This window comes from Pontibacter sp. JAM-7 (assembly GCF_048548695.2).
Taxonomy (GTDB): domain Bacteria; phylum Pseudomonadota; class Gammaproteobacteria; order Pseudomonadales; family Balneatricaceae; genus Neptuniibacter.
In genome coordinates this window covers 114,568-139,865 of the sequence record NZ_JBLYIF020000004.1, presented here as the reverse complement: position 1 = coordinate 139,865, position 25,298 = coordinate 114,568, and the positions used below count along the sequence as shown (strand labels likewise).

22 protein-coding genes are annotated in these 25,298 nt (G+C 52.9%); 13 read left to right on the top strand and 9 right to left on the bottom strand.

What is annotated here, in order from left to right:
* Positions 1–4 precede the first annotated feature (4 nt).
* From tsaC to ACFVYJ_RS06800, 4 genes are all read right to left on the bottom strand, one after another.
* Positions 5–583: an L-threonylcarbamoyladenylate synthase type 1 TsaC gene (tsaC, locus tag ACFVYJ_RS06815; protein WP_419414759.1), complete on the bottom strand. Its 579-nt coding sequence runs from the start codon at positions 581–583 to the stop codon at positions 5–7.
* Positions 573–1,085: a 5-(carboxyamino)imidazole ribonucleotide mutase gene (gene purE / locus ACFVYJ_RS06810; RefSeq protein ID WP_419414760.1), complete on the bottom strand. Its 513-nt coding sequence runs from the start codon at positions 1,083–1,085 to the stop codon at positions 573–575. The genes tsaC and purE overlap by 11 nt, the downstream gene beginning before the upstream one ends.
* Before the next feature lie 81 nt (positions 1,086–1,166).
* Entirely contained in the window at positions 1,167–2,288 is a 1,122-nt protein-coding gene (gene dprA / locus ACFVYJ_RS06805; protein WP_419414761.1) for a DNA-processing protein DprA, read from the bottom strand.
* A gap of 20 nt (positions 2,289–2,308) precedes the next feature.
* Complete coding sequence (locus tag ACFVYJ_RS06800; RefSeq protein WP_419414762.1) at positions 2,309–3,337, bottom strand: LysM peptidoglycan-binding domain-containing protein; 1,029 nt, start codon at positions 3,335–3,337, stop codon at positions 2,309–2,311.
* 229 nt (positions 3,338–3,566) lie between these two features.
* On the opposite strand from ACFVYJ_RS06800, the gene def reads away from it, so the two are divergent.
* The 7 genes from def to glyS all read left to right on the top strand — a co-directional run bounded on the left by def (position 3,567) and on the right by glyS (position 12,424).
* Positions 3,567–4,082, top strand: a complete 516-nt coding sequence (def, locus tag ACFVYJ_RS06795) for a peptide deformylase (RefSeq protein ID WP_419414763.1) — start codon at positions 3,567–3,569, stop codon at positions 4,080–4,082.
* A gap of 50 nt (positions 4,083–4,132) precedes the next feature.
* A complete protein-coding gene (fmt, locus tag ACFVYJ_RS06790) occupies positions 4,133–5,080 on the top strand; it encodes a methionyl-tRNA formyltransferase (protein WP_419414764.1) in 948 nt (315 codons plus the stop codon).
* Positions 5,081–5,108: 28 nt separating this feature from the next.
* Positions 5,109–6,410 carry a 16S rRNA (cytosine(967)-C(5))-methyltransferase RsmB gene (rsmB, locus tag ACFVYJ_RS06785; protein ID WP_419414765.1) on the top strand — a complete coding sequence of 434 codons (1,302 nt, stop codon included), beginning with the start codon at positions 5,109–5,111 and terminating at the stop codon, positions 6,408–6,410.
* Between the two features lie 39 nt (positions 6,411–6,449).
* Entirely contained in the window at positions 6,450–7,826 is a 1,377-nt protein-coding gene (gene trkA / locus ACFVYJ_RS06780) for a Trk system potassium transporter TrkA (protein WP_419414766.1), read from the top strand.
* 16 nt (positions 7,827–7,842) lie between these two features.
* Positions 7,843–9,291 (top strand): TrkH family potassium uptake protein, encoded by a 1,449-nt coding sequence (locus ACFVYJ_RS06775; RefSeq protein WP_419414767.1) that lies wholly within the window; start codon positions 7,843–7,845, stop codon positions 9,289–9,291.
* 128 nt (positions 9,292–9,419) lie between these two features.
* The gene (gene glyQ, locus ACFVYJ_RS06770) at positions 9,420–10,373 is read left to right on the top strand and encodes a glycine--tRNA ligase subunit alpha (protein ID WP_463255071.1); all 954 of its coding nucleotides are present in this window, start codon (positions 9,420–9,422) and stop codon (positions 10,371–10,373) included.
* Entirely contained in the window at positions 10,373–12,424 is a 2,052-nt protein-coding gene (gene glyS, locus ACFVYJ_RS06765; protein ID WP_419414768.1) for a glycine--tRNA ligase subunit beta, read from the top strand. Before glyQ ends, glyS begins: the two co-directional genes overlap by 1 nt.
* A gap of 127 nt (positions 12,425–12,551) precedes the next feature.
* Here the strand turns inward: glyS and ACFVYJ_RS06760 are convergent, their stop codons facing one another.
* The 3 genes from ACFVYJ_RS06760 to argE form a co-directional block, all read right to left on the bottom strand.
* A complete protein-coding gene (locus ACFVYJ_RS06760; protein ID WP_419414769.1) occupies positions 12,552–13,073 on the bottom strand; it encodes a cytochrome P460 family protein in 522 nt (173 codons plus the stop codon).
* A 386-nt stretch (positions 13,074–13,459) separates the two neighbouring features.
* On the bottom strand, positions 13,460–14,800 hold the full coding sequence (argA, locus tag ACFVYJ_RS06755) for an amino-acid N-acetyltransferase (RefSeq protein ID WP_419414770.1): 1,341 nt from the start codon (positions 14,798–14,800) through the stop codon (positions 13,460–13,462).
* A gap of 15 nt (positions 14,801–14,815) precedes the next feature.
* Positions 14,816–15,967 carry an acetylornithine deacetylase gene (gene argE, locus ACFVYJ_RS06750; protein ID WP_419414771.1) on the bottom strand — a complete coding sequence of 384 codons (1,152 nt, stop codon included), beginning with the start codon at positions 15,965–15,967 and terminating at the stop codon, positions 14,816–14,818.
* A 131-nt stretch (positions 15,968–16,098) separates the two neighbouring features.
* Between argE and ACFVYJ_RS06745 the strand changes: the two genes are divergently transcribed.
* The 3 genes from ACFVYJ_RS06745 to ACFVYJ_RS06735 all read left to right on the top strand — a co-directional run bounded on the left by ACFVYJ_RS06745 (position 16,099) and on the right by ACFVYJ_RS06735 (position 21,016).
* On the top strand, positions 16,099–17,076 hold the full coding sequence (locus ACFVYJ_RS06745; RefSeq protein ID WP_419414772.1) for a CYTH domain-containing protein: 978 nt from the start codon (positions 16,099–16,101) through the stop codon (positions 17,074–17,076).
* A 66-nt stretch (positions 17,077–17,142) separates the two neighbouring features.
* A complete protein-coding gene (gene glnE, locus ACFVYJ_RS06740) occupies positions 17,143–20,043 on the top strand; it encodes a bifunctional [glutamate--ammonia ligase]-adenylyl-L-tyrosine phosphorylase/[glutamate--ammonia-ligase] adenylyltransferase (protein WP_419414773.1) in 2,901 nt (966 codons plus the stop codon).
* A gap of 244 nt (positions 20,044–20,287) precedes the next feature.
* Positions 20,288–21,016, top strand: a complete 729-nt coding sequence (locus ACFVYJ_RS06735; protein WP_419414774.1) for a hypothetical protein — start codon at positions 20,288–20,290, stop codon at positions 21,014–21,016.
* A 53-nt stretch (positions 21,017–21,069) separates the two neighbouring features.
* Here ACFVYJ_RS06735 and ACFVYJ_RS06730 read toward each other — a convergent pair whose 3' ends face one another.
* The gene (locus ACFVYJ_RS06730) at positions 21,070–22,068 is read right to left on the bottom strand and encodes a branched-chain amino acid aminotransferase (protein WP_419414775.1); all 999 of its coding nucleotides are present in this window, start codon (positions 22,066–22,068) and stop codon (positions 21,070–21,072) included.
* Between the two features lie 356 nt (positions 22,069–22,424).
* Between ACFVYJ_RS06730 and ACFVYJ_RS06725 the strand changes: the two genes are divergently transcribed.
* The 3 genes from ACFVYJ_RS06725 (at position 22,425) to ACFVYJ_RS06715 (ending at position 24,685) form a co-directional block, all read left to right on the top strand.
* A complete protein-coding gene (locus ACFVYJ_RS06725; RefSeq protein WP_419414776.1) occupies positions 22,425–23,291 on the top strand; it encodes a bifunctional methionine sulfoxide reductase B/A protein in 867 nt (288 codons plus the stop codon).
* A gap of 236 nt (positions 23,292–23,527) precedes the next feature.
* Positions 23,528–23,995, top strand: coding sequence for an RDD family protein (locus tag ACFVYJ_RS06720; RefSeq protein WP_419414777.1), 468 nt, complete (start codon positions 23,528–23,530; stop codon positions 23,993–23,995).
* A gap of 57 nt (positions 23,996–24,052) precedes the next feature.
* Positions 24,053–24,685, top strand: a complete 633-nt coding sequence (locus ACFVYJ_RS06715; RefSeq protein ID WP_463255067.1) for an MOSC domain-containing protein — start codon at positions 24,053–24,055, stop codon at positions 24,683–24,685.
* Between the two features lie 51 nt (positions 24,686–24,736).
* On the opposite strand, the gene ACFVYJ_RS06710 is transcribed toward ACFVYJ_RS06715, so the two are convergent.
* Positions 24,737–25,258 carry a fasciclin domain-containing protein gene (locus ACFVYJ_RS06710; protein WP_419415603.1) on the bottom strand — a complete coding sequence of 174 codons (522 nt, stop codon included), beginning with the start codon at positions 25,256–25,258 and terminating at the stop codon, positions 24,737–24,739.
* Between the last annotated feature and the right edge of the window lie 40 nt (positions 25,259–25,298).

Sequence of the window (25,298 nt, the reverse complement as noted above, 5' to 3'; positions counted from 1 at the left end):
GTAATCAGGCACGTAGTAGCTGCCCAGTGGTCAAATCTCGAATCTGAGTAGGTTGCGCCAGATCACCCAGGTCTCCCGGAACCACCGCCGCTAATTGATCACCAAAATACGTGCGTACTCGCAGCGCATCTTTCGCCGGAGCATGGCTGGCCGGATTAGCCGATGTAGACACCAGCAAACCGCCAAACTGCTGACACAGTGTCTGCACCACAGGGTGCGCACTGACGCGAACAGCAACAGAGCGAGAATTGCCACGTATCCATGACGGAATCTGGTTATCAGGGTCGGGAATAACCCAGGTATAGGGCCCCGGCCAGGTCGCAGATAACTGCGCTCGCTGGGCTGAAGACAAGCCCTGAAGCAACGGCTCAACCTGAGCGATACAGGCCGCTACCAATACCAGGCCCTTAGCTTCTGGTCGGCGCTTCATGGCTAACAACTGGGCGACAGCGGAGGCGTTATAAGGGTCACAGCCGACACCCCAGACCGCTTCGGTCGGGTAGGCGATAACACCGCCCTGACGCAGGGCACGGACGGACTGATGAACCTGCCACCAGCCCGCCGGTAACGGTTTAGATTTCACCGTTATTTAGCTGTTCCTGCAATGCTGCATCCTTGGCGATAACAGCATCAGTATTGGCCTGACGCTCATCCCGCAGACGTTGTGCCAGTGCATCATCACCAACAGCCATGATCTGAGCCGCCAGGTACGCAGCATTTTTTGCGCCTGCTTTACCGATGGCAACCGTTGCTACCGGAATGCCACCAGGCATCTGTACAGTAGACAGCAGTGCATCCAGACCATCCAGAGAGGAATTGATTGGCACGCCGATAACCGGTTTAGTCGTATTTGCCGCAACAGCACCTGCCAGATGCGCCGCCATACCTGCTGCACAGATAAAGGCAACTGCACCGCGCTCGTCGGCATCTTTAACGTAATTATGGGTCTGCACCGGGGTACGGTGAGCAGAACTTACTTTCATTTCAAAAGTAATGCCCAGTGATTTCAGGACATCTGCGGATGCTTTCATGACTGGCAGGTCAGAATCAGAACCCATCAGAATAGCAATAAATGGCTGGCTCATATTGTTACCAATTTGTCTAGATTACGGAAAGTGCTGAACGATAAACATTCAGCTCACAGCTTGCAACCATGAGTTGTCCCTTCATTTTATGCGGCAATATCCGATTGGCGACTGCTCAATGATGCCTTTCAATTCTAGCTGCATCAGTAAAGGGATCAATTGCGTTGCGCTAAGGCCAGTATCCGCCATCAGGGAATCCAGATCAGACGCACTAAAATCAACATGATTCAATACGCTAAGCTCTTCACTGGAAAGGTTTTCTGAGGGTAATTCTGAATGTTCAGTCCGGCTTGCCGTGTCAGCCAGCACCCCCAGTAAAGGCCCCAGCTCAGTTACGATATCCTGCTCAGTTTCAGCCAGAGTCGCACCTTCCCGTATCAGCTGATGACAGCCTTTGCTCATCGGGTTGTGAATATGCCCCGGCAAAGCAAAGACAGCACGCCCCTGCTCCATCGCCATACGCGCAGTGATCAGGGAGCCGCTGCGCAGCGCCGCTTCCACCACCAGCACACCCAGACTAAGGCCGCTGATAATTCGATTACGTTTTGGGAAGTGTGACGCGTGTGCCTGTGAACCCGGTAACAACTCACTGACCCAGGCTCCGCCGCACGCCAAGATAGCTTCAGCAAGCGCCTGGTTTCGGCTGGGGTAGATCCGGTCTATACCGGTGCCAAATACCGCTACGGTGGGCTGCTGCAATGCGACTGCTGCCTGATGCGCCGCACTATCAATCCCCCAGGCCAAGCCAGATGTCACCGTGAATCCGTGCTGACTCAGCGCCTTGGCAAATGCTCCGGCATGCTGCAGCCCTGCCCGACTGGCATGACGGCTACCAACCATGGCTAACTGAGGCAGATGCAGACAGCTCACGTCACCACGGACAAACAGCACACTGGGCGCATCCGGTAGTTGTTTCAGTAGACTGGGATAATCAGCATCATTGCAGGCCAACACGCTAGCGTCATGATGACGCTCCAGCCAACGCTCAGTCCGCTGCAAGGCTTCTGCGACCGGCCCATGGCCCGACTTTGCCTGAACTAAGGCATGGCAAGCATTAGGTTTTAAGCCAAGATGTGTTAATTCAGAGGGAGATGCTTGTAACAAGCGATCTGCCGGCCAGCCCCGCTCCGCTAACCGCCTTAGACTGACAGGTCCGAGGCCGGGCAGGGCTGCGGCGGCGATCCAGTCCCTTGGATACGCCATGCATATTTCCTGTGTTCAGATCATGGCTGTTGTAACTTATCGCCAACAGACACCACGTTAGTACTGCGCATAATCAAACCGTAGCTGACTTTTTCAAATACTTTGAAGATCATCAGCTCACCGGAACGTTCCTCCGGCAATTCAACCAGGTCATTGGTGATTGGGTCTTTGATCAACTCGCCTTTACGGTAAATCGCAAACACATGGCCTGTTTCAATGCCTTCGCGCAGACCCCGGTTCAGAGCAACTACGTTAAACTGACCGGCGTCATTCACACCGCCTAATATTGACAAAATCTGGCCCTTCACACCCTCTGGCGAAGGTTTTGGATAGAACACCGACTGAATTCGGGTTTCCTCAGTGGGTACCACCCGGTCTTTCACACGTACTTCCTGATGGGATTTGCTCAGGTCCAATGTCAGTACATCATCATGCCTGGCCACCACAGTGCCATCAGCTATCTTCAGCAACTCATAACCGAGAAATTCACCGGTTTCAGGGTCAACATACTGATTATCAGAACGGTAAACACCTTGGCCTGGCTGCTCCTGCAGTAGTTCACCACGGGCATATACTCGATCACCCGCACCGGCAATAATGCGCTCGTTGCGACCACCCAGGATGTACGGCGCTTTCTGCATCAGGTCTTCTGACAGCACCCGATTATTGTTCAGGAAGCTGTTGATATCCCGTAACGGTATCGCGGGAATCGCTTGGTCCAGCGGGGAAACGCGCGCCCGTGGATAGATTCCACTGTCACGTTTAACACCCAGCCGAGGCTGCCCATCCACCCAGGTCAGATAGATAATATCGCCAGGATAGATCAGGTGAGGGTTATCCACTTGCGGGTTAACGCCCCACACTTCTGGCCATTTCCAGGGGCTTTTCAGGAATCGGCCTGAGATATCCCAAAGAGTATCGCCTTTCACTACCACATAAGATTCCGGGTAGTCCTCATTTAACAGAAGGCTATCCTTGCGAGTCTCTGCCTGAACAGGGGTCATCACAACGATTAAAGTGGCCAACAGTCCGTAAAACAGATTTTTCATGTCCGGTTCCCTTGCTTCACCATGGCGACAAGCCGCTAAAGTAGCAGCGCCATGGAATCACGACAATGCATTGAACGTGCTAATCAGTATAATATGGGGATAATTTATTGCATCCATTGAGTTAAGCATATCGGCAAACTCCTGCAGTAAATGAATTTATCTTAAAATTCAGTTGGCGAAGGCAGAAAATGTCGGCTGAACGCACTCGCAACGGTAACGACAATCTATCATGACAAAACTGACCATACTCGAATTTCCTGATCCCCGCCTGCGAACTGTCGCCGAACCGGTCGAGACAGTTGACGATGAAGTCCGCCAGCAGATCGAGGACATGTTCGAGACCATGTACGCCGCGCCCGGCATCGGTCTTGCTGCCACACAGGTCAATATTCACCGGCGCATCATTGTGATGGATATCTCCGAAGATCAGAACCAGCCATTAGTCCTGATCAATCCCGAGTTTGAAGTCATTGACGATGAGCTGCACCGTTATCAGGAAGGCTGTCTATCAGTACCCGGCTTTTACGAAGACGTTAAGCGCCCACAGCAGATTAAGGTCACGGCCCTGGATCGCAACGGTGAGCATTTTGAATTAATCGCCGATGACCTGTTAGCCGTTTGTGTACAACACGAAATTGACCACCTTAACGGCAGACTGTTTGTTGACCATATTTCCAGCCTGAAGCGCAACCGCATCAAGCAGAAACTAGAAAAAATTCATAAAGCCCAAGTGCAGCACGCCTAATCATTATTACCACCGGACGCCCGTCCGGTGTTTGCACCCGGAGACTCTCCATGCCACAACCGCTGAATATTGTGTTTGCCGGTACGCCCGACTTTGCCGCCAGCAGCCTGCAAGCGCTGCTGCAAAGTCAGCACAATGTGATCGCAGTCTACACTCAGCCTGACCGCCCAGCGGGCCGTGGACGCAACCTGACACCGAGCCCAGTCAAAAACCTGGCATTGGCGCATAACATTCCGGTATATCAACCGCACACTCTGAAACAGGCGGAAGATCAACAGGCACTCGCAGAGCTGCAGCCCGACTTGATGGTCGTCGTCGCCTATGGCCTGTTATTACCTCAGGCGGTGTTGGATATTCCCCGGCTGGGTTGTATCAATGTGCATGCGTCTTTACTGCCCCGCTGGCGTGGTGCAGCACCGATTCACCGGGCTCTGCTGGCCGGTGATGCTGAAACTGGGGTCACCATCATGCAGATGGATGCCGGACTCGATACCGGTGCTATGCTGCTGAAAACCCATTGTCCCATTAGCCCAAGCGATACCAGTGGCGAGCTGCATGACCGCCTTGCCAATCTGGGTTCACAAGCATTGGTTGAGTGCGTCGATAAGTTACAAAACGGCACAGCCACTGCAGAAGCACAGGATGATGCCTTAGCTTGCTATGCCGACAAACTCAGTAAGCAGGAAGGGCTGCTCGACTGGAACCAGTCAGCCACCAAACTGGCACGACAGGTCCGCGGTTTATGCCCCTGGCCAGTGGCGTTCTTCCAATTACAAAACAAACCAGTGCGCGTGTGGCAGGCGGAGGCCGTTGCCGACCGGCAGGGCACCCCCGGAGAAATTCTTGCCGCCGACAAACAGGGTATCGTGGTTGCCTGTGGTGAGGGAGCACTGCAACTGCAGTCCCTGCAGCTCCCGGGTAAAAAAGCCATGGCCGTGGCAGATATTCTCAATGCCCGACAAGACAGCTTTGCACCAGGCTCCCAACTGAGCCTGTAACCGATAGCGGAACAGATGAGCGAATCAAATGGCTGATAATGTACGTCTGCTGGCAATCCAGATTCTAACACCGCTGCTATCGCAGCGTGGTTCGCTACGCACTCACTTGGCTGCACTCGAGCCGCGCTGTGCCGAACAGGATCGAGGGCTGTTGCGCGAACTTTGCTTCGGCACCCTGCGCTACCTGCCCCAGCTGGACCTGATTCTGGAAACGTTGCTGCGTAAGCCGTTTCAGCAAAAGGACTTGGACCTGCAAGCGCTGTTATTAGTCGGGCTTTATCAGTTACGACATACGCGTATCCCTCCACATGCCTGTCTCAATGAAACGGTGCAGTGTTCGCGCCTGTTAAACAAAGAGTGGGCAGGTAAGCTGATCAATGCCATTTTACGCCGCTATCAGCGCGAACAGGCCGAGATTGAAGCCGCCCTGGAAACCGAACCCGCATTTCGTTTTAACCATCCACAGTGGATGGTTGCTAAACTGCAAAACAACTGGCCAGAGCACTGGCAACAGATTCTGCAACAAAACACCCTACCCGCGCCCTTAACCCTGAGGGTAAATCTGGCCAAAATCAGCCGTGAAGATTACCAGCAACAACTGACGACTGCCGGGATCGCAGCAACACCCACAGACTACAGCCAATCCGGTCTGAAGTTGGCCGAGTCCTGTGCTGTCACCGGACTGCCGGGGTTTGCTGAGGGCTGGTTCAGTGTACAGGATGAAGCGGCGCAATTAGCGGGACAACTGCTTGACCTGCAACCGGGTCAGCGGGTTCTGGATGCCTGCGCAGCCCCCGGCGGCAAGCTCTGCCACCTGCTGGAAACTGCGCCGGTACTGGCGCAGATCGACGCCGTGGAACTGGAGGCCAACCGCGCCAAACGCATCAGCGAAAACCTGGCAAGACTGCAATTACAGGCTCGCTTAATCATCGGCGATGCCGCCAGTCAGGACTGGTGGGATGGTCAGACCTATGACCGCATCCTGCTGGATGCCCCCTGTTCTGCCACCGGGGTGATCCGCCGCAACCCTGATATCAAGTTGCTACGGCGCGGTGAAGATATCCACCAGCTGGCACAATTACAGGAGAAAATCCTGGATAACTGCTGGAAAATGCTGAAACCTGGCGGCAAACTCCTGTATGCTACCTGCTCAGTTTTTCCTCAGGAAAACGAACGTCAGATACAACGTTTTCTGGCCAGGCAAGGTGATGCAGCACTGTTACCGTTGCCGGGAAAATGGGGATTACAGCGTGAGGCTGGGCGGCAACTGCTGCCACAAGCAAATGGGCATGACGGTTTCTATTACGCCATGCTGGCAAAAACAGGTTAAGCTTCATTCAGATCACCAGGCAGTCGAAGCGACATATTCATGAAAATCATCATCCTAGGTGCTGGCCAGGTGGGCGCTTCACTGGCAGAAAACCTGGCCAATGAAGACAACGATATTACGGTGGTAGATGCCGACAGCGCCCGACTCCGGGAACTGCAGGACCGGCTTGATATCCGTACCGTAGAAGGCAAAGCATCCCATCCCAGTGTATTGCAGCAAGCTGGGGCACCCGATGCCGATATGATCATTGCCGTCACCAATTCCGACGAAGTGAATATGATCGCCTGTCACCTGGGACAAACCCTGTTCAAAACCCCCACCAAAATTGCCCGCGTGCGCGAGCATGACTACCTGCACCGCAACGATCAGATATTCGGCGAAAAAGGCATCGCCATCGATGTACGCATCAGCCCGGAATTACTGGTAACCAAACATATTAAACGCCTGATCCAGCACCCTGGCGCTCTACAGGTGCTTGATTTTGCTGAAGGCAAAGCGCAGCTAGTCGCCGTTAAGGCTTATTACGGCGGCCCTCTGGTCGGCCGGGAAATCTCTTATCTACGGGCACATATGCCCAATGTTGATACCCGTGTCGCCGCCATCTTTCGCCGCGGCAGCCCGATCATCCCTAAAGGGGATACCGTGATTGAAGCTGACGATGAGGTGTTTTTTATTGCCGCACGCAAGGATATCCGTGCCGTGATGAGTGAGATGCGGCGCCTCGACCGCCCCTACAAGCGCATTATCATTGCAGGCGGGGGTAATATCGGTGCCCGTCTGGCGCAAACCATCGAAGATTCCTTTCAAGTTAAGATCATTGAGCGGAGCATTCAGCGCTGCAATTGGCTGGCGCGTAATCTGGATAACACCATTGTGCTGCAGGGCAGTGCTTCCGACAGGGAGTTATTGATCGAAGAAAATATCGAAGACACCGATGTATTCTGCGCCCTGACTAATGATGATGAAGCCAATATCATGGCTTCGATGCTGGCTAAGCGACAGGGCGTACGTACGGTGATGACCCTGATTAACAACCCCGCCTACGTGGATCTGGTACAGGGTGGCGAAATCGATATCGCCATATCACCACAACAAACGACCATCGGCGCACTGCTGACCCATGTCCGGCGCGGTGACGTAGTCGAAGTACACTCACTGCGTCGTGGTGCTGCGGAAGCCTTGGAGGCGGTAGCCCATGGCGACAAGTCATCGTCCAAGGTAGTAGGGCGTACCATTGAAGATATTCACCTGCCACCGGGCACCACCATCGGCGCGATTGTCCGCAATGATGAAGTATTGATGGCCCACGATGATGTGGTAGTAGAGAGTGGCGACCATGTAATTCTGTTCTTGGTCGACAAAAAACGTATCAACGAAGTGGAACGCCTGTTCCAGGTTGGCCTGACATTCTTCTGATTACTGGCGGAACTTCATGCACTTTAAAGTGATACTGCGCATTCTGGGAATTTTGCTGATGATCTTCAGCCTCAGTCTGCTGCCGCCGCTGGCTATCTCACTAATCTATAACGATGGTGCCGATCTTGCGTTTATCAGTGGTTTTTTGATCACCCTGATCACCGGATTTCTGATCTGGCTCCCCGTACAACGGGTACGCAAAGACCTGCGCACCCGTGACGGGTTTCTCATTACCGTACTGTTCTGGGTGGTACTGGGGCTGTTTGGTAGTTTCCCATTTATGCTGGCCGAAAGCCCCGGCCTAAGCTTTGTCGACGCCGTATTTGAGTCGCTTTCCGGGCTGACCACCACCGGGGCAACGGTCATCACCGGGATCGATTACCTGCCTGAATCGGTGCTGTTCTATCGCCAACAACTACAGTGGCTGGGCGGCATGGGTATCATCGTTCTGGCGGTGGCTATCTTGCCGATGCTGGGAATCGGGGGCATGCAGTTATACCGCGCAGAAACACCAGGGCCGGTGAAAGACTCTAAACTGACACCCCGTATTACCGAAACCGCCAAGGCACTCTGGTATATCTACCTGTCGCTAACCGTCGCTTGCGCGCTGGGTTACTGGCTGGCAGGTATGAGCCTGTTTGATGCGGTAAGCCACAGTTTTTCCACCGTGGCCATTGGTGGTTTCTCCACCCATGATGCCAGTATCGGCTATTTTGACTCAGTACTGATCGAAACCATCTGCGTGGCGTTTATGGTGATTTCAGCAGTCAATTTTGGCCTGCACTTTTTCGCCTGGCGGCAACGCACTCTGCTGCATTATTTCAGCGATCCCGAGTTCCGATTTTATCTGTTTACCCTCGGCAGCATTACCCTGATCACCCTGTTTGTCCTTGTCGTGACCGGCACCTATGGTCCAGAAGAATCACTTCGCAAAGCGGTATTTGAAGTAGTATCCATCGCCACCACAACCGGCTTTGCTACCGCTGATTTTGCTCACTGGCCGGTCATGCTGCCATTTCTGCTGTTTGTTTGCGCCTTTGCCGGTGGCTGCGCGGGCTCTACCGGTGGCGGCATGAAGGTCATCCGGATTCTGCTGATCCTGAAACAGGGCTACCGTGAAATTCAGCGCCTGGTGCACCCCAATGCCATTATTCCTGTCAAACTGGGCAAAAAGCCGATCTCAGAAAAGGTGCTGGAAGCCGTATGGGGCTTTTTCTCGGTATACCTGATCGTGTTTGTTGTGATGCTAATCTCCTTAATGGCCACCGGCCTCGATCAGGTTACGGCCTGGTCAGCCGTCGGCGCTACCTTGAATAACCTCGGTCCCGGCCTGGGTGAAGTCGCAGTCCACTACGGCAATCTCAACGACACTGCCAAATGGGTACTTTGCATCGCTATGCTACTGGGACGACTGGAAGTATTTACCCTGCTGGTACTCTTTACGCCGGCCTTCTGGCGGCGATAATTCGCCATAAACTCCCTTAATAGCGCGAAACTTGCTCGCCTGCGGTCAGGAATACAGCAGAACGGCTTTTTTTTGTTGTATAATTTCGCCCTTATTTTCAGGCCAATGAATTGCAAATGGTGAATTCTGTGACTAACAAGGCAATGCCAGACGTCAGCACATTTCAGGGACTGATCCTTGCGCTGCAGGAATATTGGGCAGAGCAAGGCTGTGTGATCGTGCAACCCCTCGACATGGAAGTCGGTGCCGGTACCTTCCACCCCGCAACCTTTTTGCGGGCGATCGGGCCGGAAACCTGGCGTTCCGCCTATGTTCAGCCTAGCCGCCGTCCCACCGACGGCCGCTACGGCGAAAACCCAAACCGTTTGCAGCATTATTACCAGTTCCAGGTAGTGCTGAAGCCGTCTCCAGACAATATTCAGGAACTCTATCTGGGTTCACTGCAGCATATGGGTGTGGACCTCAATATCCATGATGTAAGGTTTGTGGAAGACAACTGGGAATCACCCACTCTTGGCGCTTGGGGCCTGGGCTGGGAAATCTGGCTCAACGGCATGGAAGTCACCCAGTTCACCTATTTCCAACAGGCAGGCGGACTCGAGTGCTACCCCGTTACCGGCGAAATCACCTACGGCCTGGAACGTATCGCCATGTACCTGCAGAACGTCGACAGCGTATACGACCTGATCTGGGCGAAAAACCCGGATGGCAGTGTGGTTACTTACGGTGATGTTTTCCACCAGAACGAAGTTGAGATGTCCGCCTACAATTTTGAACAAGCCGATGTTCCGGCTCTGTTTGCCAACTTCGACCACATGGAAAAAGAGTGCGAGAAGTTACTGGCCGCCGGTTTGCCGCTGCCCGCCTATGAGATGGTACTGAAAGCCTCACACACCTTTAATCTGCTGGATGCCCGCCACGCCATCTCTGTCACCGAGCGCCAGCGATTTATCCTGCGTGTCCGCACCCTGGCGCGCAGCGTGGCCCACGCCTACTTTAATGCCCGAAAAGCTTTAGGCTTCCCGCTAGCCCCGGAAACACTGCGCAAGGAAGTACTGGCCAACTGCGAGGAGAGTAACTGATGGCACAGCATGATTTTCTGGTAGAGCTGGGCACTGAAGAGCTGCCGCCAAAAGCACTGAAAACCCTGTCTGCAGCCTTTACTCAGGGCATTGTCTCGGGTCTGGCCGAGGCCGGTGTCACCCATGGAGAAGTACTCAGTTATGCGTCACCTCGCCGTCTGGCAACACTGATCCGCAGCGTGGATGAAAAGCAGGCCGACCGCGATATAGAACGCCGCGGCCCCGCAGTAAAAGCCCCGGAAAAAGCGGTAGAAGGTTTTGCCCGCTCCTGTGGTACTACTCTGGACAAGCTGCAGATCGAAGCCACCGCCAAAGGTGATTATTACGTGTTCCGCAGCGCTGAAGCAGGTAAAGCCACCAGCGCGCTGCTGCCGACACTGGTTGACCAGTCACTGGCCAAACTACCGATTCCAAAGCGGATGCGCTGGGGTGCTTCCCGGGTAGAATTTGTCCGCCCAGTACACTGGCTGGTGATGCTGTTCGGCGATGATGTTATCGATTGCGAAATTTTAGGCCTGAAATCTGGCCGTAAAACCCGTGGTCACCGCTTCCACTACAACCATGAAATCGAGCTTATCAGCCCATCCCAGTATGCAGATAACCTGCAACATCCGGGACGGGTTATGGCCGACTTTACCGCGCGCCGCGAAACTATCCGCCAGCAGATCATCGCGGAAGGCGACAAGATCAACGGTATCACCCAGATCGACCCGGACCTGCTGGATGAAGTCACCGCGCTGAACGAGTGGCCCATAGCACTGACTGGTCGATTTGAAGAGCGTTTTCTGGATGTCCCGGCAGAAGCCCTGGTCTCCTCCATGAAGGAACATCAGAAATACTTCCACGTTCTCGATGCCCAGAACAACCTGATGCCAAACTTCATCACCATTGCCAATATCGAATCTACTGACCCCCAACAGGTCGTAGAAGGTAATGAGAAAGTTATTCGCCCACGCCTGTCCGACGCCGCGTTTTTCTTTGAGACAGACAAGAAAACCTCTCTCGAATCACGGGTCGAAAAACTCAAGGACATCGTATTCCAGAACCAGCTGGGCACCCTGCATGACAAAGCCAGCCGCATCAGTGCTCTGGCCGGCATCATTGCTGAACAGTTGCAGCAGGATAAGGGCAAAGCAGAACGTGCTGGGTTACTGGCTAAAACCGATCTGATGACCGATATGGTCTACGAATTCACCGATCTGCAGGGGCTAATGGGTTACCACTATGCGCTGCATGATGGTGAAGATGAAGAGGTTGCACTGGCACAGAACGAGCATTACATGCCGCGCTTCGCCGGGGATGAACTGCCAGGCACATCAGCAGGTATCGCCGTCGCCATTGCTGACCGTCTGGATACCCTCACCGGCCTCTTCGGTATCAATCAGCCACCGACGGGATCTAAAGACCCCTTCGCCCTGCGGCGCGCTGCGCTCGGCGTGCTGCGCATTATCGTGGAGCGCGAACTGGATCTGGACCTGCGCCAGCTGCTGGCGATTGCGGCTGATAACCATACCTCTTTGCCCGCCCGTGACGGCCTGGAAGATAAGGTATTGGAATTTATGCTTGAGCGTTTCCGCGCCTGGTATGAAGATGCCGACATTTCAGCCGGCGTATTCCTGTCCGTGCTGGCACTGAAACCCAGCCGCCCGCTGGATTTCGATCGTCGCGTAAAAGCAGTCAGCCATTTCCGCAAGCTGGTAGAGGCAGAAGCACTGGCCGCTGCCAATAAACGCGTCTCCAACATCCTCAGCAAGCAGGGCAGCCTGAGTCAGGCCGACGTAAACCCGGCTCTGCTGACGGAAGACGCAGAAAAAGCCTTAGCAGATGCCGTCACTACGCAACAGGCAGCACTTGCTCCTCTGTTTGCAGCCGGCAATTATCAAGCAGCTCTGGAATCACTTTCCGCATTGCGTGCTCCGGTCGACGCCTTCTTTGAAGACGTCATGGTGATGGCAAAGGACGAGGCGGTGCGTAACAACCGTCTGGCACTACTGAGCCAGCTACGCAGCCTGTTCCTGGGTGTAGCGGATATCTCGCTGTTGGGTAACTAACAACGTTCATCATCAAAAAAAGCCGGTGTAGACATACACCGGCTTTTTTATATCTCGCTAAAATATAACTCCCTGCCTGCTCAGGATAAACCCCGGTGACTCCGGATAGGCCACTCCTGATGCAATATTACTTCAGCCCCTGCTCTGCGATGATATGCTCATATGAGAACAGATGATGGCTGCCAGCCAGTGGCGCGTGACAAGCCGCACAGGCATTCAGGTCTTTTGCCACACGCTGTCCATCGCCACTAAAGGTAGCAAAGTCCCAATCGTCATTTTTTAAGCCCGTGGGATACACTTCAGAGACCCCTTCTCTGCGCTCCATCACAGCCAATAAAGCTAACTTTGTGGCTATGCGCTGCCCCAGTGCAGAACTGACTATTTGACCCTCCGAGTCTTTCTGCACTTTATAAATTTCGGCCACGATCACCGACCCGTAGGGTAGTTGCCCACCTTCTTCAGTGCCACTCAATCCCTTATCATTGATATACAGGCGAATATACTGGTCAGGGTTTTGAGTACGGTTGAGGGAAAGATACTGCGTAAAATTATCCCGATAATTTTCAGGAAAAGTTACGCCATCGCCAGGCCCGGCAAAACTTAACGAAGCAAACAGCATACCCGCAACCAAACTGATAGATTTTTTCATTAACACTACCTCATACATTATTGTTATAAGAACAAGGGACACAGATTCATATTACTAAGATGTAATTAAAATACATTTTAATGTTTTGTCAAACACCTTATGCCTATGTCAGCGTGTTAATAACGGATTATTGAATACGTTTGGCTGCTCACAGCAAGAAGTCAGCACAGCGTACAAACATTAAAAAAGGCCGCAGGGGAGTCCCGACGGCCTTGTTTAGTGGTCAATCCGCTAAGGAGCCTGCGAACAAATCCAAGACTTTCTCTGCCGGCGATAAATTAGCCTTATGCGCGAAAGGCAGCACAGAGGAATGACAAAGCAGAAGGCTGTTTTAGAGCCCGCCTTATGGGGCTTTCAGAGGCATTGTGGACTTATTCGTAGGTTCCCTAACCCAGCGGCTTGATAAATACCTTAGAGTTACGCTGCAGGTTATACATCGCTTTTTTGCCGTTTGGCAGCTGATCAATACTGCCCGGAACAAATCCATGCTCCAAAAACCAATGCGCGGTTTTGGTGGTCAGCACAAACAGTGCGTTAATTCCCTGGCGCTTCGCCTGCTGTTCCAGTTGTTGCAGTAACTGATCGCCACGATTACCGCCTTTATACCCTTGCGCCACCACGACACAGGCCAGTTCCGCCATCTGCTGCTCTGGAAACGGGTAGAGTGCCGCACAGCCGATCACCGCTGAGTCACGTTCAACCAGCGTAAAGCGTTGAATTTCGTTTTCCAAAATCTCCCGTGAACGACGCACCAAGGTACCGTCTTGCTCCAAGGGCTGAATCAGCTCCAGAATTGCACCGACATCCTCAATAGAGGCCTGACGTAACAGTTCATAGGATTCCGGCAGAACCATTGTGCCCGAGCCTTCCCGAGTAAACAGTTCCGCCAGCAGAGCACCATCCGTGCGGTAGCTGATCAGGTGGCAGCGTTTAACTCCAGCCCGGCAAGCTTTTACGGCGGCATCAAGATGTCGCGACAGCTCGGTATGCGGTTGCTCCGTGTCAGTCAGGGATGACAGATAGTTAGCCACCAGTCGCTCAGCCTTACGGGTCAGCAGTTCACTTCGCAGATTGTCATTGCTATCCATTACACCCGGTTGCTGACCAAACAGAATCAGCTTATCCGCCTGCAACGCTGATGCCGCACAGGTCGCAACATCTTCCACCGCCAGATTGAAGATCTCCCCAGTGGGGGAGTATCCTAGGTGCGACAGCAGCACAATATTGCCGTCATCCAGTTGCTGGCGGATACCTTTGGCATCCAACCGCCGCACCTCGCCAGTATGCGCCATATCAACCCCATCAAGCACACCCACCGGTCTGGCAGTAACAAAGTTACCGGAGACCACTTTAATTCTGGCACCGGCCATCGGCGTGTTGGGCAGGCCCAGAGACAAGCGTGCCTCTATCTCGGTGCGCACCACCGCCGCCGCTTCGATTACACAGCTCAGGGTGTCGACATCGGTAATCCGCAGATGGTGATGCAGACGTGAGGCGATCTGCTTCTGTTGCAAGCGTTGACTGATCTGTGGGCGGGCGCCATGCACCAGCACCAAGCGCACTCCCAAGCTATTCAGCAGGGCAATGTCATGTACGATGTTGGCGAAGTTATCATCCGCCACCGTTTCACCGTCCAGCATCAGCACAAAGGTATTGCCCCGATGCGCGTTAATGTAGGGTGACGAGTGGCGGAACCAATTCACATAGTCTTCTGTAGCCTTGTTCACTGCGGCTAAAACCTTTTACAGACAGTAAGTTGCAATCATTTTTTCCAATAGAGCCACTGTAGGCTGGATCTGACTAAAAGCCAAATATTCATCTGGCTGATGCGCCTGATCAATACTGCCCGGACCCAGTACGATGGTATCCATACCCAGATCCTGCAGGAAGGGCGCCTCGGTGCCAAATGCCACCGACTGCGCCTGATAGCCGGTCAGTTTCTCTGCCATACGTACCAGCTCAGAGTCTTTCTGGTTGGCAAAGGGCGGGATACCCGGGAACAGAGCCTCTGTCGTCAGCACCACACCATATTGTTCTGCCAGCGGTTGCAGGCGACGACTGACATCCTCACGCAAATTCTCCAGGTTCATCCCCGGCAATGGCCGTAAATCATATTCCAGTTCACAACGGGCACATATCCGGTTCGGATTATCGCCACCATGAATACAGCCCAGGTTCAGGGTCGGTTCTGCAATTTTGAAATCACTGTTACGAAAATCCTGCTGCAACTGCTGGCGGAAACTCACCAGTTCGTTGAGTACCGCACGCATCGCCTCCAGGGCATTGGCTCCCAAAGAAGGATCAGACGAATGACCCGCGCGACCCTGGATTCGCACCGCTTCCATCATCATACCCTTGTGCATGTAGATGGGTTGCAGCGATGTAGGCTCACCGATGATGGCATAACGCGCCTTGGGTTTACCTGCTTCTGCCAACGCCCGGGCTCCACTCATGGAGCTTTCCTCGTCCGCGGTAGCCAGAATAATCAGCGGCTGCTGCAGTGTTTGATCTGTAAACTTGCGTGCCGCCTCAATGGCCAGCGGGAAAAAGCCTTTCATATCACAGGTGCCGAGACCGTAAAAACGATTATCTTTCTCAGTCAGGCGAAACGGATCACTGCCCCATAGCTCGGGGTTACAAGGCACCGTATCTGTATGCCCAGACAATACCAATCCGCCCGGGCCACTCCCCAGTGTGGCAATCAGGTTAGCTTTACCTGGTTGCCCTTCGATAGGCATCACTTCGGTCTGGAATCCCAAGCTACTCAGCCAACCTTCCAGCTTTTCAATCACCCCCAGATTGCTCTGATCCAGATCCGCACGGGTACAGCTAATGGAAGGCGCAGCAATGAGCTCAGTGAGCATGGTCACCAGATTGGGGCAGGGGGCAGGCATACACATATCCTCTTAATTAAAGCCTGGACTCATTGTGACAGTTTGCCGAAAAATATCTATCAGTCGGGACACATTCAGCCCCAGGCTTGCGGTAGACTTAGGCAAAAACCAAGATCTGATAAGTATCATTCATGGCATTGGAAATTGAACTTAAACTAAGCCTGCAGCCTCAGCATGTTGCAGACCTGCTGCGCCACCCTCGGCTAGCTGCCTCTGACGTACAAAACCAGGGCAGCCGCACGCTGGAAAACACCTACTACGATACCCCGCAACAAACCTTGCGCCAGCAGCGTGCCGCGCTGCGTATTCGCAATAAGGGGGGGCAGTATATTCAAACCCTGAAAGGAGGCGGGCAGGCCAGTGGGGGCATGCACACCCGTCAAGAGTTTGAATGGTCACTCCGTTCTGCTGAGGTAGATCTAGCCCTACTGCAAAACACCAGCCTGAGTTCAAACCTGCCACTCGAGTCACTGGCCGATCAACTACAGCCGGTATTTCGAACTGACTTTAGCCGTCAAACCTGGTTGCTCACTCGCCCTGCAACGCCGCCAGCACTGCAGATAGAGATCGCCCTGGATCAGGGTGATATTACCGTGCCAGGGCAGGCTCGAGCCGGTCACGACCAGATCTGCGAGCTTGAACTGGAGCTTATGCAGGGAGAGCCTGAGCAACTGATTGCACTGGGACTGGAGCTGGCCCGGGATATTCCGCTGCTGGTTAATGACGTCAGTAAAGCACAACGGGGCTACCGCTTAATGCATCCAGAGCTGCTGCAAATCACACCACCCGCCACGGGCAACTTATCGCCACAGCAACAGGTTCAGCCGCGACTGTCGTACTGGCTACGCTGCGTTGAAGGCTGGCAGTTCAGTCAACAGACAAACCTGCTTGAGCAGGCAGCCGAAGCCTTCTGTGAGCTGCACAATACCTGCTGTGCGTTACCAGAAATGTTACCAGAGCCAATCCAGCACTTATTCAATCGGCTACACCCGGCCTGCGCCACAGCGGATACCGAGGCGTTTAGTAAACAATTAGAAACCACCAACCCCGGGTTACTCTGCCTGTTGTTGCTGCAATGGTTACGGACCAAAGAGACAACAACTGCTTGATCCAGAACAGTGTCGAAACTGTTCGCAACCACTAGACTGAAATACTCTCTTCGTCAGGAGTTTGCCATGCACTTGCCCGACCTTTCAGCCCTTCCTGAATCCCTGCAGCCGATATTGGAACAGCAATGGCAATCGCTACAGGAGAATGTGACAGCCATCACCACAGCAGCAGACAGTGGATGGCAGGAGCAGTTGAAACGGGTGCTGGTAGGCAGTGACTATGTTGCAGAACAATTACAGCGGCGACCACAGCTACTGGAAGAGCTGATCAGCAGTGGCGACCTGCTCCGGCATTATGCTGCCGACGATTATATAAACACCCTTGGCCAACGCCTCAGCAGTGCCGAGGATGAAGCTTCTCTGCACCGCGAGTTACGCCGTTTCAGGCAAAGAGAGCAGGTGCGGCTGATCTGGCGCGACCTGTGCCGACTAAATGATATGCAGGCCACCACCCGGGAATTGTCCTGGCTGGCAGACACCTGTATTGATCAGGCCCTGCAGTGGCTGTACCGGGACGCCTGCAAACGCTGGGGTACTCCCTATGGCATCGTTAACGACGGCAGCAAGCAACCACAGCAACTGGTCGTTCTGGGTATGGGCAAGCTTGGTGCTAACGAACTTAACCTATCTTCTGATATTGACCTCATCTTTGTATACCCGGAGAAAGGAGCGACCGAAGGGGCTCACCGCACCCTGGAGAATCAAGATTTCTTTATCCGGCTGGGTAAAAAACTGATCCAGGCATTGGATAACCAAACCATTGACGGCTTTGTATTCCGGGTTGATATGCGACTGCGCCCGTTCGGTTCTGCTGGCCCGCTGGCTATCAGCTTCGATGCCATGGAGGGTTATTACCAAGAGCATGGCCGCGAATGGGAACGCTACGCCATGATCAAAGCCCGTGTGGTTGCAGGTGACCAGCAGGAAGGGCAGAACCTGATGCAGATCCTGCGACCGTTCGTGTACCGCAAATACATTGACTTCAGTGTCTTCGACTCGCTGCGGGAAATGAAAGAGATGATCAGTCGCGAGGTACGTCGCAAGGGACTGGACCACAACGTCAAACTGGGTGCCGGTGGCATCCGCGAAGTTGAGTTTATCGTGCAGGTATTCCAGTTACTCAGAGGCGGCCGCGACCAGCGGTTGCAGAGCCGTGAACTCTGCCTGGTGCTGCCAAATCTGCCCGAGTGGGTCGGCATGCCCGCACAGGCCGCCGAAGAGCTAATGTCCGCATATATTTTCCTGCGTAATACAGAACATGCCATTCAGGCTCAGGCGGACAAGCAGACCCAGGAGCTACCTGTTGACGAGTCCGCCAAAAATCGTTTGGCTTTCAGCATGGGATATACAACCTGGCCTGAATTTCATGCTGATTTAACGATGCATAGAGAAAATGTAAGTATTCACTTCAAGGCTCTAATCAGTGATGGCGCAGATAACGATGAGGAACAAAAGAGTAACTGCAACCAACAGGCCTGGCTAAGCCTGTGGAACGATGAGCTGACCGCTGAGCAGGCAGAAGACGCCCTGCAAAATATTGGGTTTGACGACCCGCAACAGGCCTGGAAGCTGTTAAATGATCTGCGCCAGAGCCGCCAGATGCAGATGCTGCAACAGATAGCCAAAGAGCGTTTTCTTGCCCTTTTCCCCCTGCTCATGCATGAGGTTTGCCAGACCCATAACCGTACTGAAACCCTGACTCGGGTATTTCAACTGGTACAGGCGGTACTGCGTCGTTCCTCCTATCTGGTCTTGCTCTCAGAAAACCCATCCGCCCTGCAACAACTGGTGCGGCTATGCTCGGCATCCTCCTGGTTCGCGGAAAAGCTGGCACAACAGCCAATTTTGCTGGACGAGTTGATTGACAGCCGAACCCTGTACCACCTGCCCGACACCCAGCAACTGCGCAATGAACTGCGCCAGCAACTGCTGCGGATTCCAGAAGATGATACTGAACAATTAATGGATGCGCTGCGTTACTTCAAAAACGCCCACCTGCTGAAAGTGGCCGCCAGCGAAATCACCGGCGCGTTGCCCTTAATGAAAGTCAGTGATTATCTGACCTGGACCGCAGAGGTGATTCTGCAGGCAGTACTGCAGATGGCATGGCGCATCATGACCGAAAAACATGGCCTGCCGCAGAAGTCTCCCGGGCAGCCGTGTGATCCGGACTTTATCATTGTTGGCTACGGCAAAATGGGAGGGATTGAGCTTTCCTATGGTTCTGACCTGGACCTGGTGTTTATTCATGCTGCCGATCCAAACCTGCACACCGACGGTGAGAAGTCGCTGGTGAACTCAGTATTTTTCACCCGGCTGGGTCAGAAAATCATCCATATCCTCAATACCCTGACCACCTCTGGCCAACTCTACGAAGTCGATATGCGTCTGCGCCCCTCCGGCAACGCCGGCCTGCTGGTATCCTCGCTTACGGCATTTGAACGCTACCAGAATACAGATGCCTGGACCTGGGAACATCAGGCGTTGGTGCGGGCCCGGGTTATCGCGGGGGACCCTCAGCTGAAACAAAAGTTTGAGGCGGTGCGTAGCAGCCTGCTGAGCCAACCCCGGGACAAGGCAGCTCTGCGCCAAGAAGTCGTGGAGATGCGCAATAAGATGCTGCAACACCTGGGCAGCAAAAAAGACAGCCAGTTTGACCTGAAGCACGATCGCGGCGGCATTGTCGATATCGAATTCCTGGTGCAATACACAGTTCTGGCCAATGCGGCCAACGACCCTTCACTGCTAACTTACACCGATAATATTCGTATTCTTGATTGTGCCGAAGCCAGTGGACTGCTGTCACCGCAAGATGCCGATCAGCTGCGCGAAGCCTATAAGGCGTTCCGTTCCGCCGGACACCAGCAGGCCTTAAAAGAACAGTCCGGCGTGCTTGAAGCACATGAGTTGTCAGACCTGCGCGACGCAGTTGCTGCTCTTTGGCAGCAACACATGGAACCCGGTTAGCGTCGCTCTAAGGTGAGATAGGCGTCCCGATGGCCGCGGCCCGCAATAGCGGCCAAATGTGGGACTTGAAAAAGCCGATTTTCAGCACAACTTTTGCTGTTGAAAAAATGACAATTTGGTCATCTCGGACTATGCTTGCAGGGTGATTGTAAGGCGATCCCCTAGCATTTCGCTTCCAGTACGCTGCACTTCTTCTTTGACCCGTAATTTGTATGGACACATCTGTGAGCATGGCTGCTGAAAGATGAAATATATTGCATATAGACGACTCTCAGGCGCGGAAGCGTTTGACTCCAAAGCGACAATGTTTGCTGCTATCAGTGATGCCCCTGAGGGGGACTACTTCCTGAAAGTGTTTCAGGTAGAGATTCAGCATGACCAATTGTTTGCACAGCTAATGGCCAGCTTTCCCCACCTGTTCAGCACCATGATGTCCTGGGAAATGAACCACCGGGACTGGTATACAAGTTTTGAGGTTCATTCTTCCCGGGCGTTAAACCGCACCATTCAGCTGATGTTTGACAGTTTCAACGTCAATGTACTGACGCTGATCTCTTTCTCGGGTCATATACGGGTAGTCAATGAACGGCCGCTGGGCAGAATCAGTGACTTTCCGACCCAGCAGGTCGTGTACTCGGCCGCTTTTCCCCGACTGCCGGAACAACCAGACTCGAACGCGCCGTCTAAACAACTACAAATGCGCCTCTATACCTTACGTCGAGATATTCATGCCGACGACAGTCAGGTCAGCATACCTAACGAAATTCTTACGCGCCTGAATACCAAAACCAAGGTAGAACTCATCAATATGATTCGTCTTGGCAGCTTTGAACTCGATCAGCTAAAGCGACTGCTTAACGAGCACCAGAGCAGGCCCATCTCAGAGCAAGATATTGCGGCACTGTTCCAGTGGTTGCAGCAATCAGCCTCCGTGCTGTCAACTGCCACTAAAGAACATAAAAACGGACGCTAGAAACAATAAAGCCCTGTCTAAACAGGGCTTTATGTTGAGCGTTGCCAGTATGATTACACTTCTGTCAGCCAGCCATGGCGATCTTCCGCTTTACCCCACTGAATATCATTCAGTGCTTTACGCAGCTTCAGGGTGGTAGCGCCGACACCACCATCACCGACGGTGTATTCCTTATCGTGATAGATCAGCTTGCCCACTGGTGCCAGTACCGCTGCGGTACCGGACAAAGCAGCCTCACAACCAGGCTTGGCAGCCCGCTCAAGCAATTCTTCTACTGAGATATTACGCTCTGACACCGTCATGCCCATGTCACGCGCAAGGGTGAGGATGGAGTCACGTGTAATGCCATGCAAAAAGCTCTCATCCAGTCCTTTGGTGATCAATTCATTGCCATCAATCAGCAGGAAGTTGGCAGCGCCGGTTTCCTGAATATCGCCATCCGGGCAGAACAGCACCTGATCAACATTATATTTCGCCTTAGCGCGCAGGGTTGGGCGTAAAGCACTGGCGTAATTACCACCGGACTTGATCATGCCATTATGCGGCGCGCAGCGCAGACCATCATCTTCCACCAGCAAACTTAACGGTCTGTCACCCCCGGCAAAATAATCACCCACCGGAGACAGCAAGATATACAGGCACGAGGTCAGGGATGGCGCAGCAGCCTTACCAATAGCCGGTTCCGTACCAAAGTGCGTCGGGCGGATATACATCGAACCCGGCGGAGCCGGCACATCGGCGGCAAATCGTTTTACCACATCACGGATCATGCTGGTGACCTGCGACTGATCAATTTCTGGCAGTGACAATAACTGACTGCTCTGGGACAGGCGGGCTACATTGCGGTCTATACGGAAGATTTTGACGCTGCCATCATCATGCCGAAACGCTTTCAGGCCTTCAAAACAAGTGCTGGAGTAGTGCAGCACATGAGCTCCCGGATGCAGCTGCATGCTATCGCTTGGCACCATCTCAGGCGCACTCCAGGCCGAACCATCAAACCAAGAGATTGCCATTTCAGGCATAAATACGGTACCAAATGCAGTTGCCATTTCACCTTCCTAACAGTTATGACCGCTCTGAACGGTTTTCGGTCATGCGCGCAGAGTTCAAATAAGGGCAACATTGTAATCAGCCGGTTACTAAAATGGAATGACCCTGCTGCTGTGAAATCCGCATAATAGGTGGATTCAGCCGCCAAATAACCACCTGACCGACAGCAAATCCACTCTGCTTAATGAACTTCAGATCTATTCACCAGACCAAACAGCAGACGACGCATGAATCAGGCGATTCATCGAGTTGCCGATCCAAGCCCAAGCGGCTAATGTGCCCACACCCATTCAGTTAATTCGCAAGACCATGACAGTGTCTTGCAGGGAAGGGCCGTCTATCCTGAGGTGTCAAAATGACCTATAAAAAACTCACTCCAGAAGAAACACATATCATCATTAACAAAGGCACCGAACGCCCTTTTACCGGCAAATATAACGACTTTTTTGCCACCGGCGTTTATACCTGCAAACAATGCGGTACACCGCTGTATCGTTCTGAAGACAAGTTCCCATCCCACTGCGGCTGGCCCAGCTTTGATGATGAGATCCCCGGCGCTATCCGTCATGAAGCCGATGCCGATGGACGACGCACTGAAATTCTCTGTGCCAACTGTGGCGGACATCTGGGCCATGTCTTTGACGGCGAGATGTTAACTGCCAAAAATACCCGTCACTGTGTCAATTCTGTCTCTATGAATTTTATCAGTGCCGAGCAGCATGCTGCCGCTGAAGGCACCACACTGCAAAAAGCCTATTTCGCCGGGGGTTGCTTTTGGGGCGTAGAGCACTTGCTACAACAACAGCCTGGAGTCACCGCTGTCACCTCGGGTTATATGGGGGGCAAACTGCCCAACCCCAGCTATGAAGAAGTCTGCAGTAAAACCACCGGACATATAGAGACCGTCGAAGTACTTTATGATGCCAGCGTGGTCAGCTATGAAGCACTGGCCAAGCTGTTCTTCGAGATTCACGACCCCACCCAAGCCGATGGTCAGGGCCCTGATCTAGGCCCACAGTATGCCTCTGCGATCTTCTGTAATGACGATAAAGAGCAGCAAACTGCCGAACAACTGATCAAACAACTGCAACAGAAAGGTTTTGATGTCGTCACCCAGCTATTACCTATGTGCACTTTCTGGCCAGCTGAGCCCTACCATCAGGGTTACTACGCAAAAACTGGCCGGGCACCTTACTGTCACCGTTACCAGAAGCGTTTTTGATGCCATATATAGCATAAATCATCGCCATATACGGCGATGCACAAAAAAACACCAAGATCACAGTTTATTCGAAGTTTCCCCAAATAAGCCGGACGATAACGGCTTTTTTGGGGAATATACATAACGTTCCCTCGCTCGAAAAACAACTTATCGGTAATTTATAGTTGCCATTTTGCAGACGCAGCATTATGGTCAAAAAGTAATCTCTGTAGTTTACTAGAGGTAGGGAGGTCGCTATGACAGATCAGGAATATGCCGGATTTTGGCTCCGCAGTCTGGCCACAGGTGTCGATTTCACCTTCACCCTTATTCTTTTCTCCGGTCCACTATGGTTAATGGACGATACCGGAGACTGGGAGTTTCCATCCGCCAGCAGCGACCTGCAACCACTCGATCTGGCTGCACACTATATGGTGCCCTTCGTACTCACGGTGGCATTCTGGTTACGTTTTCTCGCCACTCCCGGCAAACTGCTCACCGGGTTAAAAATCGTGGATGCTGAAACGGGAGACCGGATGCATCTGCGTCAGGCCGTATTACGTTATGTTGGTTATCCTCTGGCAATGTTGCCCATGGGCTTAGGCATACTTTCAATTGCCCGCGACCCTAAACGGCAAGGCTGGCATGACAAGCTGGCGGGCACTGTAGTGGTCCGGGTACGACGCAATAACTTCCCCATCGATGCCCAACCTGGCGCCAGCTAGGTTGCAACTCTGCGCTTTGTTGCCAACACTTAAGGACTCAACTATCGGAGTCCCAATATGGCGCTCAGCAGCAGAATCGACCAACTGTATTTAGGTCAACTCAAAGAGATTGGCCCTTCCAATACTCCCACCGGCATTTTCAAACTACCCTGCGAACAGCCGGTTTTGCTTACCCAAGAAGGTCTCGAGGGCGATATCCAGGTTGATCGCCGGGTGCATGGCGGTCCAGAAAAAGCCCTGTATCAATTCCCCGCAGAAAATTATGCGGTACTGCAGCAAGCCCTTGCACACCTGAATGAAGATTTCATACCCGGCAGCATTGGTGAGAATATTTCCAGTCAGACTCTACTGGACAATCAGGTACATATTGGCGACACATTTAGCATTGGCGAGGCACTGGTACAGGTCTCCCAACCGCGCCGCCCCTGCTGGAAGGTTAATCATAAATACGGCAACGGTCATATTGCTGTGTTATTGATGTCCCAAGGCATTTCCGGCTGGTACTACCGAGTGCTTGAACCAGGCATTATCCAAGTTGGCGATGCAATCACCCAGCATGACCGGCTGGATCAGAGCATCTCTGTTGCTGAGGTATGGCAGCGGTTTTTGGAGCGTCTGCAAAAAAGGCTGCCGGTGGAGGCCGTTAACCGTAATATCCCCGGACTTTCTCATGAATGGCAGTTTGAATAGCACCACAACGGACGCAGAGTCATCCGTTGTGGTGGTTTTACTGCCCACTGATTAACTCTCATCAACCGGCGGCAGCAGCACTGCATCAATTACGTGCACATAGCCATTACATGCAACAATATTGGGAATAATCACCTGTGCATCATTCACATTGAATGTCACGCCATCAGTGCTCAAAGTAACGAACGCTTTGTTGAGCATAGACATCTTATCTTTGGCAAAGACCTCCTCGGCATCACGCGCACCATGCACCACGTGATAGAGCAGAATGTTGGGGACTGCTTCTAACTGCTCATCAGTTAGCGCAGGGTTCAATATATCGCCTGAATCCGACTCAATAGCAAAGCCAACAGCCTTAAAGGCATCATCCGTAGGTGCAAACACCGTAAAGTTCCTGTTGGTATTCAGATCATTTGCCAAACCAAAGGCTGTGACCGCCTGCACCAGGACTTCGAAGCGATCATCGCCAACCGCGATATCAACAATAGAGTCAACATCATCAGATTTACAGTTCCCGGCAAGTACCGAACCACTGAGAGCAAGGCCGACAGCAAGTGCGATTATTTTTTTCATGATTTTTATCTCCTTTCAACAGCGTGGAGCGAAAAAAACT

Coding starts and splice junctions, on each gene's coding strand:
- purE (WP_419414760.1), bottom strand. CDS start 1,085: ATGAGCCAGCCATTTATTGCTATTCTGATGGGTTCTGATTCTGACCTG.
- dprA (WP_419414761.1), bottom strand. CDS start 2,288: ATGGCGTATCCAAGGGACTGGATCGCCGCCGCAGCCCTGCCCGGCCTC.
- ACFVYJ_RS06800 (WP_419414762.1), bottom strand. CDS start 3,337: ATGAAAAATCTGTTTTACGGACTGTTGGCCACTTTAATCGTTGTGATG.
- def (WP_419414763.1), top strand. CDS start 3,567: ATGACAAAACTGACCATACTCGAATTTCCTGATCCCCGCCTGCGAACT.
- fmt (WP_419414764.1), top strand. CDS start 4,133: ATGCCACAACCGCTGAATATTGTGTTTGCCGGTACGCCCGACTTTGCC.
- rsmB (WP_419414765.1), top strand. CDS start 5,109: ATGGCTGATAATGTACGTCTGCTGGCAATCCAGATTCTAACACCGCTG.
- trkA (WP_419414766.1), top strand. CDS start 6,450: ATGAAAATCATCATCCTAGGTGCTGGCCAGGTGGGCGCTTCACTGGCA.
- ACFVYJ_RS06775 (WP_419414767.1), top strand. CDS start 7,843: ATGCACTTTAAAGTGATACTGCGCATTCTGGGAATTTTGCTGATGATC.
- glyS (WP_419414768.1), top strand. CDS start 10,373: ATGGCACAGCATGATTTTCTGGTAGAGCTGGGCACTGAAGAGCTGCCG.
- ACFVYJ_RS06760 (WP_419414769.1), bottom strand. CDS start 13,073: ATGAAAAAATCTATCAGTTTGGTTGCGGGTATGCTGTTTGCTTCGTTA.
- argE (WP_419414771.1), bottom strand. CDS start 15,967: ATGCCTGCCCCCTGCCCCAATCTGGTGACCATGCTCACTGAGCTCATT.
- ACFVYJ_RS06745 (WP_419414772.1), top strand. CDS start 16,099: ATGGCATTGGAAATTGAACTTAAACTAAGCCTGCAGCCTCAGCATGTT.
- glnE (WP_419414773.1), top strand. CDS start 17,143: ATGCACTTGCCCGACCTTTCAGCCCTTCCTGAATCCCTGCAGCCGATA.
- ACFVYJ_RS06735 (WP_419414774.1), top strand. CDS start 20,288: ATGAAATATATTGCATATAGACGACTCTCAGGCGCGGAAGCGTTTGAC.
- ACFVYJ_RS06730 (WP_419414775.1), bottom strand. CDS start 22,068: ATGGCAACTGCATTTGGTACCGTATTTATGCCTGAAATGGCAATCTCT.
- ACFVYJ_RS06725 (WP_419414776.1), top strand. CDS start 22,425: ATGACCTATAAAAAACTCACTCCAGAAGAAACACATATCATCATTAAC.
- ACFVYJ_RS06720 (WP_419414777.1), top strand. CDS start 23,528: ATGACAGATCAGGAATATGCCGGATTTTGGCTCCGCAGTCTGGCCACA.
- ACFVYJ_RS06715 (WP_463255067.1), top strand. CDS start 24,053: ATGGCGCTCAGCAGCAGAATCGACCAACTGTATTTAGGTCAACTCAAA.
- ACFVYJ_RS06710 (WP_419415603.1), bottom strand. CDS start 25,258: ATGAAAAAAATAATCGCACTTGCTGTCGGCCTTGCTCTCAGTGGTTCG.